Origin of the sequence: Clostridium lundense DSM 17049 (genome assembly GCF_000619945.1) — a bacterium.
Classification (GTDB): Bacteria; Bacillota; Clostridia; order Clostridiales; family Clostridiaceae; genus Clostridium_AO; species Clostridium_AO lundense.
Genome location: NZ_JHVC01000006.1, coordinates 78,113 through 94,594 on the forward strand (window position 1 = coordinate 78,113; position 16,482 = coordinate 94,594).

General features: G+C 28.5%; 16 protein-coding genes and 1 other annotated feature. Of the genes, 4 read left to right on the forward strand and 12 right to left on the reverse strand.

The window, feature by feature from the left end; all coding sequences use genetic code 11:
* Positions 1 to 151 precede the first annotated feature (151 nt).
* From T514_RS0107800 to T514_RS0107820, 5 genes are all read right to left on the reverse strand, one after another.
* Positions 152 to 712, reverse strand: coding sequence for an isochorismatase family protein (locus T514_RS0107800; RefSeq protein WP_027624269.1), 561 nt, complete (start codon positions 710 to 712; stop codon positions 152 to 154).
* Between the two features lie 71 nt (positions 713 to 783).
* Positions 784 to 1,155, reverse strand: a complete 372-nt coding sequence (locus tag T514_RS0107805) for a DUF3232 domain-containing protein (protein WP_027624270.1) — start codon at positions 1,153 to 1,155, stop codon at positions 784 to 786.
* 379 nt (positions 1,156 to 1,534) lie between these two features.
* A complete protein-coding gene (locus T514_RS27515) occupies positions 1,535 to 2,386 on the reverse strand; it encodes a methyl-accepting chemotaxis protein (RefSeq protein WP_027624271.1) in 852 nt (283 codons plus the stop codon).
* Positions 2,387 to 2,633: 247 nt separating this feature from the next.
* Entirely contained in the window at positions 2,634 to 4,460 is a 1,827-nt protein-coding gene (locus tag T514_RS24145; protein WP_051541919.1) for a DUF2207 domain-containing protein, read from the reverse strand.
* Positions 4,461 to 4,561: 101 nt separating this feature from the next.
* Positions 4,562 to 5,914 (reverse strand): DUF2334 domain-containing protein, encoded by a 1,353-nt coding sequence (locus T514_RS0107820; protein WP_034868538.1) that lies wholly within the window; start codon positions 5,912 to 5,914, stop codon positions 4,562 to 4,564.
* A gap of 128 nt (positions 5,915 to 6,042) precedes the next feature.
* Positions 6,043 to 6,246: a binding site (T-box leader), on the forward strand.
* A gap of 159 nt (positions 6,247 to 6,405) precedes the next feature.
* On the opposite strand from T514_RS0107820, the gene T514_RS0107825 reads away from it, so the two are divergent.
* The 3 genes from T514_RS0107825 (at position 6,406) to T514_RS0107835 (ending at position 10,080) form a co-directional block, all read left to right on the forward strand.
* Positions 6,406 to 7,473: a pyridoxal-phosphate-dependent aminotransferase family protein gene (locus tag T514_RS0107825; RefSeq protein WP_027624273.1), complete on the forward strand. Its 1,068-nt coding sequence runs from the start codon at positions 6,406 to 6,408 to the stop codon at positions 7,471 to 7,473.
* A 68-nt stretch (positions 7,474 to 7,541) separates the two neighbouring features.
* Positions 7,542 to 9,140 carry a phosphoglycerate dehydrogenase gene (gene serA, locus T514_RS0107830; RefSeq protein ID WP_027624274.1) on the forward strand — a complete coding sequence of 533 codons (1,599 nt, stop codon included), beginning with the start codon at positions 7,542 to 7,544 and terminating at the stop codon, positions 9,138 to 9,140.
* A gap of 145 nt (positions 9,141 to 9,285) precedes the next feature.
* Positions 9,286 to 10,080, forward strand: a complete 795-nt coding sequence (locus T514_RS0107835) for a sugar phosphate isomerase/epimerase family protein (RefSeq protein WP_034868541.1) — start codon at positions 9,286 to 9,288, stop codon at positions 10,078 to 10,080.
* 85 nt (positions 10,081 to 10,165) lie between these two features.
* Here T514_RS0107835 and T514_RS0107840 read toward each other — a convergent pair whose 3' ends face one another.
* Positions 10,166 to 10,774, reverse strand: coding sequence for a DUF2238 domain-containing protein (locus T514_RS0107840; RefSeq protein ID WP_027624276.1), 609 nt, complete (start codon positions 10,772 to 10,774; stop codon positions 10,166 to 10,168).
* 162 nt (positions 10,775 to 10,936) lie between these two features.
* Here T514_RS0107840 and T514_RS0107845 point away from each other — a divergent pair, with 162 nt between their 5' ends.
* Entirely contained in the window at positions 10,937 to 13,099 is a 2,163-nt protein-coding gene (locus T514_RS0107845; RefSeq protein WP_051541920.1) for an ATP-dependent helicase, read from the forward strand.
* 117 nt (positions 13,100 to 13,216) lie between these two features.
* On the opposite strand, the gene T514_RS0107850 is transcribed toward T514_RS0107845, so the two are convergent.
* From T514_RS0107850 to T514_RS0107875, 6 genes are read right to left on the reverse strand one after another with little or no spacing between them, the layout of a single operon-like run.
* A complete protein-coding gene (locus T514_RS0107850) occupies positions 13,217 to 13,423 on the reverse strand; it encodes a DUF1657 domain-containing protein (RefSeq protein ID WP_027624278.1) in 207 nt (68 codons plus the stop codon).
* Between the two features lie 34 nt (positions 13,424 to 13,457).
* Positions 13,458 to 13,811: a stage V sporulation protein AE gene (gene spoVAE, locus T514_RS0107855; RefSeq protein ID WP_027624279.1), complete on the reverse strand. Its 354-nt coding sequence runs from the start codon at positions 13,809 to 13,811 to the stop codon at positions 13,458 to 13,460.
* 19 nt (positions 13,812 to 13,830) lie between these two features.
* On the reverse strand, positions 13,831 to 14,832 hold the full coding sequence (spoVAD, locus tag T514_RS0107860; RefSeq protein WP_027624280.1) for a stage V sporulation protein AD: 1,002 nt from the start codon (positions 14,830 to 14,832) through the stop codon (positions 13,831 to 13,833).
* On the reverse strand, positions 14,833 to 15,312 hold the full coding sequence (gene spoVAC, locus T514_RS0107865; protein WP_027624281.1) for a stage V sporulation protein AC: 480 nt from the start codon (positions 15,310 to 15,312) through the stop codon (positions 14,833 to 14,835).
* A 15-nt stretch (positions 15,313 to 15,327) separates the two neighbouring features.
* Positions 15,328 to 16,188, reverse strand: coding sequence for a DUF421 domain-containing protein (locus T514_RS0107870; protein WP_027624282.1), 861 nt, complete (start codon positions 16,186 to 16,188; stop codon positions 15,328 to 15,330).
* 13 nt (positions 16,189 to 16,201) lie between these two features.
* Positions 16,202 to 16,408, reverse strand: coding sequence for a DUF1657 domain-containing protein (locus tag T514_RS0107875; RefSeq protein ID WP_027624283.1), 207 nt, complete (start codon positions 16,406 to 16,408; stop codon positions 16,202 to 16,204).
* Positions 16,409 to 16,482: the final 74 nt, after the last annotated feature.

Here is a 16,482-nt window from a genome sequence, read left to right on the forward strand (position 1 = left end):
TGCTAATTGATAAAGTAGCATATAACTAAAACTTTTCTTGGTTACCAAACAATAAGAAAGCCTTTCCATAAAAATTAATTGATTCTTATGGAAAAGCTCTCTTATTGGCTCTTCTTCGTTGGAAATATTACCTTATAATTCTAAAATTATACTAAATAATCTCTACTCCTAATCTCATTAATTCTTCAAATACTTCTCTGTGCCCATTCTCTTCAACATAAGCTACTCCCTCTTTATATACACTTACATTAAATCCTTTTTTTAAAAGTTCTTTTATAGTTTCCTTTACACAAAATTCAGAAGCAATGCCACATACAATAACTTCATTACTCATCTTTCCCTCTATTGATTTTCCTTCTATATTTTTAGCATTAACTGCGGAATATTCCTCAACAACATCATCTATACCTTTATAAAAAATATTTTTTTCTTTTAATGGAGATTGAACATAATTTTCAATTTCATTATAAAACTTATTATGTAATTTAGCTCCATCTGTATTTTTCACACAATGTATTGGCCAAATTCCTCCATTAATTTTAAAAGATTTGTTACTTTCTTTATGCCAATCACAAGAATACACTACTACTGAATCCTTATTATTATTTATAAGTTTTATGATATTTTCCACAGCCTTTTCTCCATTAGTACATGCCAAACTTCCAGTTATAAAATCATTCTGACAATCTACAACCAAGATTGATTTTCCCATAATAAAACCCCTTTTCTATCTATTGTATGTTAATATTTTATCACATTGTATTGTCAGGTGTATATACGCTTTTAAATTCTTCTTGTAGAAAAAATCTCTTTTGCTAATTCAAACCCAAAATTAGCAATAGCTATTCTATCTTCCTCATCACCATTATATATAGGTGAAAGATTATATTTTTTGCAAAGCCTATTTATTATTTTTACATTAGCTATAAGTTCGTTATGAGCCGAAGTTCTTTCCTTATCTAATCCTTCAATATAATTTCTATAATCTTCTCCATCCTTATAGTACTTTGCAATTAAAATTCCGCCCTCAAGAACGTTTACATCTTTAATGTACTCTGCTGCAGATTCTATTAAATCTTCGAGTACCTCTACACAGTCTAAATCCTCTGAATTTGAAATAACAAGTCCAATTTCCCTTATTCTTTCTCTTAACATTTCCATCCCCCCCTATTTTATATACTTTTTATATTGATTCCTTACATTAAGTATATATCAATTATATTTAATTAATTACTATATACATTTTTTTATTATATTGATATATTTCTCTTTTCCATACTCTTAAAGCATTTATAGAAATAAACAGTTCCTATTATGTACATTCTAGAAGTTATAAAATAAGGGATTTCATTAACCTTATATTTTAAATAAACATTAAAATAAGGTACTACAAGTCCCGCTCAAAAGCCTATTATTGCTGAAACTATTCCATAATTACAATTATAACCCAAGTCTTGAAAAAAACAAAACTATCAAACTTTTCAATCTGATAGTTTTTATATAACACGTTTATAAAATTTACTATAATTTTATGTTAATTGTTTATTTTAACTACTTCATCCTCTATACTAAACATATTTTTCTCAACTTGTCCTAATTCCTCAACCTGTTCATTGGTTTTCAACAAGTTTTCATCTACAGTATTAGCTATATATATAATAAATTTTTTTATTTCGCCTAATATCTGTTCTATATCTTTTAAAGAATCAGCAGAATTTAAAGACAGCTTTCTAATTTCTGTGGCAACTACTGAAAATCCTTTTCCATATTCTCCTGCCCTAGCTGCTTCTATGGCTGCGTTTAATCCTAATAGATTGGTCTGTCTAGCAACATTTTTTATAAAATCTAATACTTTATTTATATTTCCTATCTCATTTTCTAGCTTTCTTGCAGTATCCCTTATATTTTCACTAGTTCCTGATATATCTCCAGCTGACTTAGAAATATTTTTAATTACCGCTGTAACTTCCTGTATTTGAGCTGAAACTGTACTAATAGTTTCCTGCTTTTTTTCTTCCTTAATTCTTTTATCAATTTCTTCTTCAATAATCTTCGAAGCCATTTGTTGCAATGGCTTTACAACTTCTGGATCACCTGTTAATCCAATACATCCAACTGTCTCTCCATTTATAACTACAGGTCCATTATATCCTGGTAAAACTCCTTTAAGTTTTTTTGCTTCCTCTACAGTAATAGATGCTGACTTTATTTCACCATCCATAATTTTTTTTGCAGCTCCATGAATATTACCAAGCCTCTCTTTTTGGGCTGTAGCAATAATTTCCCCATCTTCACCCATTATATTTACATTTTTACCTGTAATATCATATAACATTTCTACAGTTTTTTCTGCCAAATCTTTTGGTATTCTATGCTTCCATTCCATTAGTTTACCCCCCTAAAATTAAGTCTTAAAAATTACGTCTAGTTCTAAACCTTCAACTTATTTACACATTTATTATAGTTATCCCTATAATTACATTCGCTTACATTATATCATTTAATGTCTAATTTTAAAATAATTTAGTTTAATTAAATTTAATAATACATTTTATGTAGAATTTTTATAACATACAAAAAAATAATAAAGAATAAAAAAATATTCTTATTCTTTATTATTTTTTATTTATTTTTTAAAATCCTCCAGCTCCTCCTCCTCCAGCGCCACCACCACCTGATGAAAATCCACCACCACCACCCACTGATGGGCCTGACACATTAAAAGATGAGTTTATACTAGTATTAAAATCATTTAGTCCAGTTTTACCATTATACATTCCTGAATAAAAATAAAGCCAACCATAACCATAATAATTATAGCCATCATTATGATATATATTATCTATAACATCTTTAAATTCATTTATTTTTTTATCCTCTATTCCTAAAACTAATGAATATACAAAATACCTATCCATAGGATACATATGAAACAGATATTCTTTATCCTTTTTTAAAATACTTTCCTTAAAATTTCTCCACCTTTTATATTCTTTAATTCCATAATCAGTTTTTTTATAAATTAATTTATTTATACAAATACCTATCAATATAATGTATGGTGTCATTGCCATTAACCCATATAATCCAGAAAACACCATTAATGCTATACTAATTATAATCATCACTATAGATAATCCCACCATAGTAACCCCATAGTCTGCACTCTTTAAATCGAAATATCCTCTTTTCTTTGTCTCTTCCTTCACAAGATTAGTCCATTCATTATATGCCTGAACAAAATCTCCACTATTTTTCTTGCTATACTCTTTTATATTCTCAGTGGTTACTGAGTATGCATCTCCTATTCTATCTATTATCCACTTTATAAAATATTTTTCATGCTCCAAAAGCAGTTCATCATCTTTAACTTTTGTTATATTATAGTTTTTAGGTTTATCTTTTATTTTTCCCCATGAAGTTTTTTCATTTGGTTCTTCTATTGGTATCTCTTCTATTTTAAAGTAACCTTTTCTATTTAAGTCTAGTATTGTAGCCAACAATGCTTTTGAATCTATACTTAAATTATAAAATTGACTTAATACTGCTGGAGTACATTCTGATGGTAGCATATCTATTTCATTTATTTCCAATACGTCTTTTTCTTTATATCTTTTTTTTGAAGCTAAAATAATATATATACCAAGTAAACTTACTATAACAGATGCATATTTTCCTTTTTTCCTTGATTCTTCTTTTCTTGCCTCGTCCTCTTTAATTCTATTTATATAATATTTTTCTTCTTCCATTATTTGGGCATAACCATCCTTGTTTATTATATTATTTGAACTTTTTATATAATCTTTAGGAAATACTATTCTAGCAGCTACCAAATTATTTTCACTTACATTACTAACATTTAGATTTATAGCATTATTATTTACAAACTTTATTACACCATTCAAAGGCCCATGAGCAAATATTTTCACTCTATCTTTTTGAAAAGCATAAGGAAAATTAATATTTACATTAAAATTATCTATATATGTTTTATTTTCTTTTCCAAGAAAATTATAATATAACTCTCCCACATCATTATATTTCTTACATATATTTTTAACCTTATATACTATATTAAATGTCTTTTCTCCGTCTTTTGATGGTGAATAAATTTTTATGCTCACATTATCATTAAATTGATTTGTTTCATAAATTCCTGACTTTCCTTCTTGGCCCTTATCTACTTTTTTAAATAACCTATCCGTATTTGTACCCTTTTCTATTACTTTCAAATCGTCAATACCACTAGTATCGGTTGTGACTATTTCTCTGTATACTCCATTAAAATTTCCACTAAACTTAAAAGTTATATACTCATTTATAATAATAGAACCATCTTCTACAACATCGCATTTCACATTCCAATTTGTTATTTCTATACTGCCCTTAGCTTCTACATTAGTGTTTAAAATAAAAGTTAAAATAAAAAATAACGTCAGAGTTCTTATAAAATTTCTCATTTTACTAATTCCTCTTCTCTTTTTAATCCATAGATTAATTACTTAGAATCTATTTCTACATTTCTAATCTTTTTCCTTCATTATATACATAGAATATTTTTTCACCTAATATCCGTTATTTTTATAAATCTATATCCATTATTATAAAAGGCATTTACAATCTGTTTTAATGGTGAATTTTCACTATATACATATGTGGGATAGCCATTATTTTCTTTACTTAATTTAATATATTCAAATTCTATATTAGGATGATAAAAAAAGCTGGCCAAAGTATTCTTATTTAAATTTTTTATTTTTCTTATCATATTATTAGTATCCCCTTTACCGTCCACATAATCAAGCGGTGTAGGTATATATTTTATTACCCTACTTCCTTGTTTTCTTCTAGCCACATTATTTCTATTTCCAAACTTAGGTGGCTCATACATATATTCAAAATATTTTTCTATTTCCCTATGTTGAGCATCTGTTGCATCATAATGAGGACTTTCAAAAAAATGAATAGGAACATTTATTTTTTTTCCAACTTGAATAGATTTTTGCACAATATTCTTAGTTTCTTCCTTACTTTTATTTCTTTTGCCACTTAATTCTGTACCATCTATACTAATTTCTTTACCATATTGATGAGTATACCCATGAAGGCCTATAGTTCCATTTTTATCAACAAGATAGTCCAAAGTATAAACAAAGTCCACATTATGCATAGTGTATTTTTTAGAAATATCATTATCTATACCTTTTTTAGGATTAATATATCTAGGAACCCAAGCTACATGAAATGGTATAGATTTTGAATAAAGATAATCTCCTACTATTCTTAATTTTTCTAGGCTTTCACTGGTTGAATATCTATCTTCCGAGGATATATCCTCAAGCCTTATTAAAGCAACTTTATTCAAATTTTTATTAGTGTACATATTTAATTTATCTTTATTATAAAACAACGATACTGTTTTATTTTTAGTATCCCAAGAAGTCTTTAAATTCAGCATTTTTGTAAAATCATACAATGAAATATAAACTAAATCCCCACTTAACATAGGAGCCTCTTTTAATTTTTGTAAATTATTGTTTTTTACAAAATTATTTTTAACTAAATCCAATACTAAATTATTATTATTTAAATTAAACTGTATTTTGTTATCTTTATAACTATATTCTCCGCCAAGATTTTGAATAAACTCAGTTATAGGAATAAAATATCTATTATTCTTTATATAAGTCGGAAAGTCGCTATTAATTTTATTTTCTTCTAACTTAAATGTGACATTATCCTTAAGTAAATTCAACTCATTAAATTCCTTCATATTTCCTTTATTATTATCCTTAGCTAATAACTTTTTACTTTCATACCAATTATTATTATGACTGTAAAATTGCATATTAGGCATTGCTAATAACACTCCAATCAGTATCATAAATATAAATTTTTTACACCTTATTCTCATATATTTCTCCCCTTAATTTTATACTCTAAAATTATGATACGTTATTTTGTTTATAAAATTCCTATAAAAAAATTTTTTTTAAAAACCTATTGCATTATATTTTCAAATACACTATAATTAAAAACAAATTTGAAGTTGTGAAAGGCAGTAGTAAATGATCCTTCATTTTCAGAGAGCCGATGCTTGGTGAAAATCGGTAGTGAAGCTTGTTGAATCCGGCCTGGAGCTGTATAGGGGTAAAAAACCTATGCCGGACTAATCCGTTAAAATTAAGAGACTACTTGCAAGTAGTAAAATAAGGTGGTACCACGTGGAAATTCCCCGTCCTTAGCATTTAGCTAGGGGCGGTTTTTTTATACTTAAAATATGTTTGCTTAGTTATTTCTTAAAAAATTGAAAGTAATTGAACATTTTTAACATATTAGCATATTATAGATAATTAAAATTAATTAAATCGGGGCGAAATAAATCTAAATATTGGAGGGTTATTTATGAATAAGTTATTAATGACACCAGGACCAACAAATGTTCCTGAAAGAGTTATAAAGAAAATTAGTGAAGGAATGCTTCATCATAGGACTTCAGAATACAGTAAAATATTTAAGGAATTGAACGAAAGATTAAAATATGTTTTCCAAACTCAAAATCCAGTACTTACTTTTCCATCATCTGGTACTGGTGGATTAGAAGCTGCTATTGTAAACTCCTTTTCCCATGGAGATAAAATCTTAGCAATATCCATAGGTGATTTTGGAGATAGATTTATAAAAATTGCTAAAGCATATAATCTAATTGTAGATGAAATTAAGGTTCCTTGGGGAAAAGCTGTTACTATAGATGAAATTAAAGAAAAACTTACAGATGAACATAAAGGTCTTATAGTTACCCATAATGAAACTTCTACTGCAACTGTAAATCCTATAAAAGAAATTGGCGAATTTTTAAAAAATAAAAATGTAATTTTTATAGTTGATGCTGTAAGTTCTCTAGGTGGAATTGATATAAAAATGGATGATTGGGGCATTGATGTTTTAGTTACTGCTTCTCAAAAAGCTTTAATGAGTCCTCCCGGACTAGCTTTTATAGGAGTAAGTGAAAAAGCTTTAGAAACTGCAGCAAAATCAAATTTACCGAGATTCTATTTTGATTTTCTAAACGCTAAAAAATTCTTGGATAAAAAAAATCCAGAAAATCCTTATACTCCTGCTGTTCCTCTTATTGTTGGAGCAAATGAATCATTAAAAATGATTGAAGAAGAAGGATTAGAAAATGTATTTTTAAGACATAAGAATTTAGCAAATAAATTTAGAGAAGAAGTTAAAGGAATGGGACTTGCCCTTTTTGCAGATTCAAATGCTTTTTCAAATACAGTAACTGCAATAAATATAGAAGATGGCAAAGCTTCTTTTATAAAAGAAAGATTAGAAAAAGACTATGGAATTATTATAGCCGGCGGTCAAGGTCATACAAAAGGAAAACTTATAAGAGTTGGACATATGGGATATGTTAATGAAGAAATGATAGATAAAACTTTAAACGCTTTAAAAAATTTAATTTAGAAACTATATACAGTAAAATTTGAAAATTAAAACAACAAAAATATATTACTAATTTGGAGGTAACAATTATGGAATTAAAAAAAGTATTAATAATTGATAAAATAGACGATTTAGGAATAGAACTTTTAAAAAAGGAACCAAACTTTCAAATAGATATAAAAATAGGAATAGCAAGAGAAGAATTGTTAAATATAATTGGTGAATATGATGGCCTTATTATTAGAAGTGATGCAAAAGTTGATGCTGAACTTATGGAAAGAGCTAAAAAGCTTAAAATAGTTGGTAGAGCTGGTAATGGAGTAGATAATATTGATATTCCCGAAGCTACAAAAAGAGGAATTATTGCAGCTAACACTCCTGATAGTAATAGTATTTCTGCTTGTGAACTTACAATAGGACTTTTACTTTCCCAAGCAAGAAATATTGCTCGTGCTGATAAATTCTTAAAAGAAGGTAACTGGGATAGAGATAGTTTTATGGGAAGTGAACTTTTCAATAAAACTTTAGGTATAATAGGCCTTGGTAGAATCGGCGCTCTTGTTGCCACAAGAATGAATGCTTTTGGTATGAATGTTATAGCTTATGATCCATATATTGCTGATGAAAGATTTGAAAAATATAATGTAGAAAAGAAAAATACATTAGAAGAATTATTAAAAGAAGCAGACTTTATTACAATTCATACTCCAAGAACAGAAGAAACTATAGGAATTATTGGAGAAAAAGAAGTAGATCTAATGAAAGACGGTGTTAGAATCGTAAATGCTGCTCGTGGAAAGCTTATTGAAGAAAAAGCTTTATGCAAAGGACTAGCAAGTGGCAAGATCGCTAGTGTTGGTATAGACGTACACGATAAGGAACCTAGATACAGTGCAGAATTATACAATTTCCCAAATGTAGTAGTTACTCCTCATATAGGTGCAACTACAGTAGAAGCTCAACAAAATGTAGGACTAACTATAGCAAAACAAGTTTTAAAAGGAATTAAAGGCGAAATTGTTCCTAATGCAGTTAACCTTCCTGCTATTCATAGAGATGAATTAAGAGAAATTCAACCTTATATTGATCTTATGGAAAACTTAGGCAAAGTGTATTATCAGCTTAACAAAGAAGCAATTAAATTTGTGGATATAACTTACTGGGGCGAAATAGGCACTCAAGATACTGAAATGATTACTATAGCCTTTACTAAAGGTTTATTAGAACCTGTTATGGTTGATAGAGTGAATTATATAAATGCTCGAATCAAAGCAGAAGAAAGTGGTATAGGAATAAATACTAAAAATATATGCAAACACTATAATGGCTATTCAAATTTAATTACTATAAAAATAACTGATAATAAAGGGGAAGTATTCACTTTATCAGGCACTATTTCAACTAAGGGAGAGGGAAAACTAGTAGAAATTGCAGGCTATGAAGTAGATGTTAAACCTTCTGACTATATGTTATTCTTACAAAACAAAGACGTACCAGGTGTTATAGGCCAAGTGGGAACCTTTATAGGAAATGAAAATATAAACGTTGCTACAATGCAGGTTGGAAGAAAATTAAAAGGTGATAAGGCAATAATGATTTTAAATATTGATGACAGAATTCCTAAAGAAGCTTTAGATAGATTTGTAAATATAGATAATATAATTTGGGCAAGGGTTATTGAACTATAATCTTTATATTAAATCATAGATAATAGATTATAGATTATAGATGATTAGTAATTCTAAACTGTCCTCTATATTCTATACTCTCCTATCTCTCTACTGCGACTTTTGAACCAAATTAGCTTTTAAATTAATGAAGGGACTGAGTGAAATGTTTAAGTATATTGGTTATGCTGCTTCTATAGGAGAAGAAAATATTTATAAAACTATAGATTTTGCAAAAGAAAATAACATGAATGCTGTAGAAATAAATATGAATGTTCCTATATACTTTCCGGAAAATTTTAATAAAGAAGAAAGAAAAAGAATTAAAGAGTATGCAGAGACCAACGGTGTAAAACTTACTATGCATGCTCCTGAAGACATTACACTTCTTCAGCTTCATCCTTCTATAAGAAAAGCCGGCTTAGATAGGTTAAAAGAAATAATAACTTTTGGAATAGATATTGGTGTTAGCAGAATGACTCTTCATGTAGGCAGCGCAGTATGTTTTACTTTAATAGATAGAAAAAGCTATATGGAAGAATTTTATGAAGAAAACTATAAAAACATATTAAAAGAAAGTCTTCAAGAATTAATCCACCATGCTGGGGATAAATTAATGATATGTGTGGAGAATTCCGGAAGATTTCCAAAAAAAATAGTTCAAGAAGTTCTTCAAGAACTTTTAAAAACTACCAATCTCTATTTAACTTGGGATATAGGCCATTCCTATGAAAATAAATATAATGAAGTGGAGTTTTTTATAAGAAATATTGATAAAATTAGAACCTGCCATCTTCATGATAATAACGGCAAAAGTGATCATCAAATTATAGGTACAGGGAATTTAGATTTTACCAAGCATTTTAATCTTATGAAAGATAAAGAAATTATATATATTATAGAAGTAAGGCCTAGAGAAAATGCAGTTAAATCTTTGGAGATATTAAAAAAACATTTCTAAACTAATTTTATAGCTTAAAAATTTTACTTAAGCAGAAATATAGGCAATTTAAGCCTATATTTCTTTTTATGATTATTTAAACCCTTCATTTTATCCTTTCTAACTGCTTATCATGATATTTTGAAAGAATTGCTAATGATAATATAGATCCAACTAATGCAAACAGCATGTCCCATTGTGTATCCCATATATCCCCTTGAGTTCCTAAAAAAGCTTCTGCAGCTGTGCCTGTAAATTTGGCTACAGCAAATTCGATAAGCTCATAAGAAGCACTAAGAGCCAAACATATAGAAACAATAATAAATCCTAACCATCTCTTTTTATTTACAACATTTTTTCTTATAAAAATCTCTCTTGTAACCATAGCTGGTATAAAACCTTGAGCAATATGCCCTAACCTATCATAATAATTTCTCGCTAAATTAAAGATATCCCTCAACCAATTAAATAAAGGCATTTCTGCATAAGTATAATGTCCACCTACAATTAATATTAATGCATGAATCGAAATTAAAATATAAACTAAAGTTGTAAATTTAAACTTACTATATGTAATTACTAATATAGTTCCACCTATCAAAACCGGAAGAACTTCTAAAAGCCAGGTGAAAGTATCAAAAGGATTAATACCAGACCATATTAAAATAATTATTATACTCATTAATAAAAATAAATGTAGCTTTTCTTCTGCCATATTCTTCTCCTTTCTTCTATCTTAATAAGATTATATAATAAAATAACTTGAATTAAAGCATTTTTATGTTAAATTATTATTTGTAGAGTTTGAAAATATGTTAATTATTATTTCTAGAATAAGATTAAGTAACTATATAAACTATAGTAAATTATCAAGGTGGTGTTAAAAATAAATAAAAGTGATTTTTTATCTTATTTAAAATATAATTGCAATATAAATTTAACAAAAGAACAAGAAGAAGTGGTTTTTAATATTTCTGGCCCTATGGCAGTAGTTGCAGTACCTGGTGCAGGTAAAACTGCTACTTTAATTTCTAGAACTGCAAATCTTATATTAAACCACAATGTAAATCCTAAAAGAATACTTGGAGTTAGTTTTAGTAAAGCTTCTGCTATGGATATGAGAAATAGATTTAAAAATTTCTTTGGAACTATAATAAAAGATACAGTTCCATTTTCCACTATACACAGTTTTGCTTATTATGTAATAAATAATTATTCTTTTAGACGAAATGCAAAGTATACCATAATAGAATCCAAGAATTCTCCAGTAAATCGTGTAGTCTTGCTAAAAAACATATATACTAAATACAATAATGACTTTATAAATGATGATAAATTAGAGGAACTATCCTCATTTATAGGATATTTAAAAAACATAATGGTGTCCTTTGAAAACACTGAAATATATAAGGAAGCTTTTCCAGTTCCTAATTTTATGAGTATATATAAAGAATATGAGTTGTATAAAAAAAAGAATAATTTGCTAGACTATGATGATATGTTAGTAAAATGCTATAAAATATTAAATGAAGATAGCGAAATATTAAATTTTTATAGAAATTTATATGATTATATTGAGGTAGATGAATGTCAAGATACCAGTAAAATTCAACAAGAAATAATAAAACTTATTGTAAAACCAAAGTTTAATTTATGTATTGTTGGAGATGATGATCAAAGCATATATTCTTGGCGAGGTGCCTTTTCTCAAGGACTTTTGAACTTTAAAAGGGAATATCATAAAGATGGAAAAATATTTTTTATGCAACAAAACTTTAGAAGTAGTAAACAAATAGTAAGTACTGCTAATGAATTTATTAAAATGAATAAAAAAAGATATAATAAAGAATTATTTACTGAAAATGAAAACGGCAATGAAATAAACTTTATTAATGTAGAAAACGAATATGCTCAAATAGATTTTTTAGTTAAAAAATTAAAGGAAGATGAAAATTTAAAAGAAACTGCAATACTCTTTAGAAATAATATTTCTTCTATTCCTTTAGTAGATAGATTGGTAAAAGAAAATATTCCTTTTTATATAAAGGATTCTGTTCCTTCCTTTTTTAATAGCTGGGTAATTAAAGATATTTTATCCTTTCTTCAGTTATCCTTTGACTTAACTGATATAGATGCCTTTGAAAGAATATATTATAAAATGAAAAGTTATGTAAAAAAGGATGACCTAAATATACTTTATAATAGAAAAATTAAAGAAAGTATTTTTAAAACTCTTAGCAGTAATGAGAATTATTTTTCCTCTTCATATAGACTAAAATCCTTCGAAGAAAAATTTTTAAAACTTTCCTCTTTATCTGGAGATGAAGCCATAAATTTTATAAGATATGAACTAAATTATGAAGAATATATGATGGATTACTGTGAAAAATTCAAATATAATATGGATAATATCCAAACTATACTAGGTATTTTAACCATGGTTCTATCATCATATACAAGTCTACAAGATGTAGAAAACAAATTAAATATTTTAAAAGAAGAAATGGAAATGAGTAAGTCCAAAGGGAAATTTAACGGAGTAACCCTTTCCACTATGCATAGTTCAAAAGGATTAGAATTTGATACTGTATATATTATAGACTTAATTGAAGATATTTTACCTTCTCCTGACAGTATAGAAAAATCTAATAAAGGAGATAAGACTTGTCTAGAGGAAGAAACTCGTTTGATGTATGTTGCTATAACTAGAGGAAGAAAAAATCTTTACTTAATAAATCCTCTTAAAAAAAATAATAAAAAATGTACTCCTTCTCAATTTGTACAAAAACTTTATAATATAGTTAATAAAGATAAACTTTCTAGTAACTTATCCAATAATCTAATTAATGATAATAATAGTTTTCATAAGATTCCTTTAGAGGAAGGAACACTTATACAACATAAATCCTTTGGCATTGGTAAAATATTGACTATAAATGAGGATATTCTTACTATAAGCTTTGGAAATGGACTTATAAAAAATCTTTCCTATACTTTATGCTGCAGTAAGAATTTAATTAATGCCTTTGGAGGAGAATAAGCTATCACCTATATAAATATTTGAATTCATTAATAATTATAATAGAAAAGAGGAGGTTTAAAATATTTATCTCCTCTTTTTTACTTACTATTAGCATATAACTTAATAATTCTTAATTTACTGCTGCTTATATTGAGGTTCTTGTTCCTCAATGTATTGTTTTCTTGCCTCTAAAACTTTTAATGCATCTTCAAAAGTTTGAGCTAATTGTTGAAAATCTTTTTTTGCTACTTGATCTTCTGTTTCTAATGCAAATGTTTTCATTGTAGCCGCTACTGATTGAACTCCAGCTATAGCTTGCTGCATTTGTGTTCCTACTGTCATCACCATCACCTCCCTTCACGGGCTTTATTTGCAATTAACCTTTAGGCTTAAAAATTAATGAAGCTATAAATGCAAATATTATAGCTGCTGAGATACCAGCACTTGTAATCTCAAATATACCAGTAAGCACTCCTATAATACCAGATTCCTCAGCTTCCATTAATGCACCTTTTACTAATGAATTACCAAAGCTACATATTGGCACAGAAGCACCTGCACCTGCAAATTTTACCAATGGGTCATATAATCCAAAACCACCTAATATGGCCCCTACTACGACTAGAGTACTCATTGTATGAGCAGGTGTAAGTTTAAAAACATCCATCATTATCTGACCAATCACGCATATAATTCCACCAACAATAAATGCTTTTATAAAAATTCCCAATTTTTATCCACACCTCTCTTTAAATTTCTATAGATACTGCATGGGCAATACAGGGTATGCTTTCTTTTTGTTGATAGGATAATGGAGATAATAATGATCCTGTTGCGACAACCAATATTCTTTTCAATTCACCTTTTTTCATACGATTAAGTAAATGACCATATGTAACTACAGCAGAACATCCACAACCACTAGCCCCAGACATTACAGGCTGATCATCCTTATAAATTAACAACCCACAATCAGTAAATATCTCTCTTGGAATTTTTAAGCCATGTTTATCTAATAAATCTCCAGCAATCCTATGCCCAACTCTTCCTAAATCTCCTGTAGCAATTAAATCATAATAAGACGGTTCTATATTTAAATCTCTAAAGTGCGCCTCTATTGTATCTACTGCCGCTGGTGCCATAGCAGTTCCCATATTAAACGGATCTGTAATTCCCATATCTACTACTTTACCAATAGTAGCACAAGTTACTCTTGGCCCTTCACCTTCATCTGCTAATAAACCTGCTCCTGCTCCAGTTACTGTCCATTGAGCCGTTGGAGGTTTTTGCCCTCCGTATTCTGTAGGATATCTAAATTGTTTTTCTGTTGCCATATTGTGACTGGATACACCTGATATTACATATCGTGCTAATTTACTATTAATTAATAAAGAGGCCAATGCAAGGGCTTCCATGGAACTGGAACAAGCACCAAAAATGCCTAAGTAAGGAATCCCCAATGTACGAGCTGCAAAACTACTAGGAGTAATTTGATTAACTAAATCTCCACTTAAAAAAAATTGAATATCTTCTTTTTTAATTTTTCCTTTATTAATTGCTGTTTCACAAGCTTCTTCTAACATTTTTTTTTCGGCCTTTTCAAAACTTTCCTGTCCTAACCATACATCTTCATGAAGAATATCAAAATCATTTGCTAATGCTCCTTTAGCTTCAAATGGACCTCCAACTGCCGCTGATGATATTATTACTGGTTTAGATTCGAAAACCCATGTTTGATGCCCTTTAAGCATTTACATCCCACCTAACCATTTAATAGTTATTTTTATTATTGCCACAATAAAAGCTGAAAAGACTCCAAAAACAATTACTGATCCTGAGATTTTAAACATATTTCCTCCAACACCTAAAACATAGCCCTCCGTTCTATGTTCAATAGCAGCTGATGCCATAGTATTTGCGAAACCGGTAACTGGCACAGCAGTACCTGCTCCAGCCCATTGTGCAATATGATCGTAAACTCCAAAACCAGTAAGCAAAATAGAGGTTATTATTAAAATAGCTGATGCTGGATTTCCTGCAGTTTCTTTTGTAAAGTTAAAATATTTTATAAAAAACCACTGCAGTACCTGACCTATGGTACATATAAATCCTCCAACAAAAAATGCTCTTACACAGTTTTTTACAACTGGGCGTTTAGGTTCCCTTTCTTTAGCAAAATCCTGATACTCTTGCTGAACAGGAGTTAATTTTTTCTTTTTTTTATTAGACATAATCTCATCCACCTTTTAATGTAATAAATATGGTTCTAAATCATCCATTACTTTTTTTAATTTATTAGCATTGTTTAAATACATTTTTCTAGTTTCTAAGTCACCAGTTTCTAATGAAAAAGATAAAATATCTGCCTGAGCCTTTGAAATGTTTGCATAAAGCATTTCTTTAACCTTAGGCTGCGTAACTTGTATTGCATCATCAAAAATATCTATAAACAAATCTCCTGAAGAATCTACTTGAGCAATAAATACATTATCTAGAGACACTCCTGCATTTGATAATTCAGCCTTTAACCACTGCCTACTAAGCCCTCTATTTAACAGAGATTCATCAAGAATGTTTCCATCTAATATTACAGTTTCAGGCTGTGAACATGGTGCAACTTGTTTTCCCAAATCCTTTGGAGTAATAGGTTTCTTATCTGACTTTAATAAGACATTTATATCTCCCGTCGTCTCCATCACTGCAAATTCAACATCTGCTAAATTAAAGGCATTTTTGGCTCGCAATTCTCTTAATAATTCTTCACCAGTATACCTAGCTTCCATTAAATTTTCTTCCATGACTTTTCCATCTTTTATTAGTACAGTTTCTCTTCCATTTACAAAATCATGAACCCATTTACTTTTCACTGATAAATAATCCAATACTAAAGAAAATAATACCCAAACCCCTAATGCAACAAACGCAAAAGCAAAGTTTGTTATTAACCTCAAAGAAATTAATGAAACCATAATACCAATTACAATGTAACTTACAAATTTAAAAGGAGTTACTTTTGATATATTCCCCCGTCCAATAATCCTCATTATTCCTAAAGTTAAAAAAAACAAAATTACGTTTCTTAATAATACTATAATCCAATTTTGCATAATCCTTCACCCTTTAATCTTCTTTATATTGAGGTTCTTCAAACTCTAATGTTTTTATTCTATCTTCTATATCTTTAATAACTGACTCTGTAGTATTAAGCGCTTCCTTATAGGCATTTACTTCTTCTTTATTTTTACTTTGTAATGAATAAATTCTTAAAGTGCTTTCAACTCCCTTTAAGTTAGCTAATGTTTGTTTTACTTTTGACTCTACTGTCACTTACATCATCTCCCTTAATCCTTATACATAACTGAAGTTATTATTAGCAAAATTCTGAAAAATATTATTAAAAT